This is a genomic window from Mucilaginibacter antarcticus, assembly GCF_042686155.1.
Lineage (GTDB): Bacteria > Bacteroidota > Bacteroidia > Sphingobacteriales > Sphingobacteriaceae > Mucilaginibacter > Mucilaginibacter antarcticus.
Genome location: NZ_JBHUON010000048.1, coordinates 1 through 1,552, shown reverse-complemented (window position 1 = coordinate 1,552; position 1,552 = coordinate 1). Strand labels below are relative to the sequence as shown.

Sequence of the window (1,552 nt, the reverse complement as noted above, 5' to 3'; positions counted from 1 at the left end):
TTGCGCAACTCAACCATCAACTGGTCTGGCTTAAACGCCAGTTGTTCGGGCGTAAGTCTGAAAAAGTGTTAGTGGATAATCCGGCGCAGAGCAGTTTGTTTGATGAGGGTGAGACACACGCCTTACCGGCAGATAAAAAACCGGTGAAGGCCCATACCCGTTCCTCACAAAAGCAACGTCGCGACTCGGATGTGAATGATGAAGGCCTGCGTTTTGATGAGACGGTGCCTCAGCTGATTATTGATGTGCCTGCGCCTGAGTTACAGGGGGCGGATGCCGACCAGTATGATGTCGTGGATATCAAAGAAACCCGTCGCTTAGCACAACAGCCCGGCAGTTATGTGGTACTGGTGTATCGTCGTCAGGTCGTGCGTCATAAAACCACGCAAACCCTTAAGGATACCCCAGCCCCCATCAATGTACTGGAAGGCTGTTACTGCGATGTCTCACTACTCGCTGGGCTGATGGTGGATAAAGCGGTGTATCACTTACCACTTCACCGGCAACATCAACGGATGCTCGATAGCGGCATTACCCTTAGTCGGGCTACCCTAATCAATTGGATACAACAAGGCATTGAGCTGCTTCGGCCCATCGCCAAGGCCCAGTGGCAGCACATTCTGCAAAGCAAAATCCTGATGATGGATGAAGTGCCCATTAAAGCCGGGCGTACCAAAGGGGCTGGCCGAAAACCGGGGCAAATGAAACAAACCTACTTCTGGCCGATGTACGGTGACAGTGATGAGGTGGCGTTTACCTGGAGTCACAGCCGGGGCATGTTGCATGCCAAAGCACAGTTGCAGGACTTTACCGGTACCTTGCTGACCGACGGCTATGCCGCTTACACCAAAACGGTTGAGCAGATAAACCAACACGAACAAAAGATAGTGCACGCTGCCTGTTGGGTACACATGCGCAGAGGCTTTGAAAAAGCCCTCGACAGTGAGCCGCACACCGCACAACAGGCATTGGATATCATCGCCACGCTCTACCGGCATGAAAAACACATCCGGGATAAGCAATCAGACCTGGCTGATATCCATACCTACCGCCAACAACACAGCGAACCCTTAGTCACTGAGTTCTTCCGGTGGGTCTACCAACAACGCCAGCGCACTGATTTACTACCCAAATCCCCCTTGGCCAAGGCGCTTCATTACACCGCTGAGCGGGAGAGCCAACTCAAGGTGTTCCTGAGTAACCCGGCGTTACCCCTGGATACCAATCATCTGGAACGGGCACTGCGGGTTATTCCCATGGGCAGAAAAAACTATTTGTTCTGCTGGTCTGAACTTGGGGCTGAGCAACTGGGTATACTACAAAGCCTGATGGTGACTTGCCGCCTGCAAGGCGTCAATCCCTACCATTACCTCGTGGATGTATTGCAGCGTGTAGCACTGCATCCGGCCAAAGACGTACTCGACCTGACGCCAAGAGTCTGGAAAGAGAGATTCGCGGACAAAAATACAATCAAAACAGGTTAGTCAGCGATGTCAAAATACTCACTTCCCAACACTAAAATCTCAGCCACAATTATGGAGTTCGGTAAAGG

Annotated in this window: 1 protein-coding gene; it reads left to right on the top strand. The window is 51.8% G+C overall.

Annotated elements, in window-relative coordinates; genetic code table 11:
- Nucleotides 1–1,484 (top strand): IS66 family transposase (gene tnpC / locus ACFSYC_RS19570; RefSeq protein WP_377130561.1); only part of this gene is annotated, 1,484 nt, incomplete at its 5' end.
- Nucleotides 1,485–1,552: the final 68 nt, after the last annotated feature.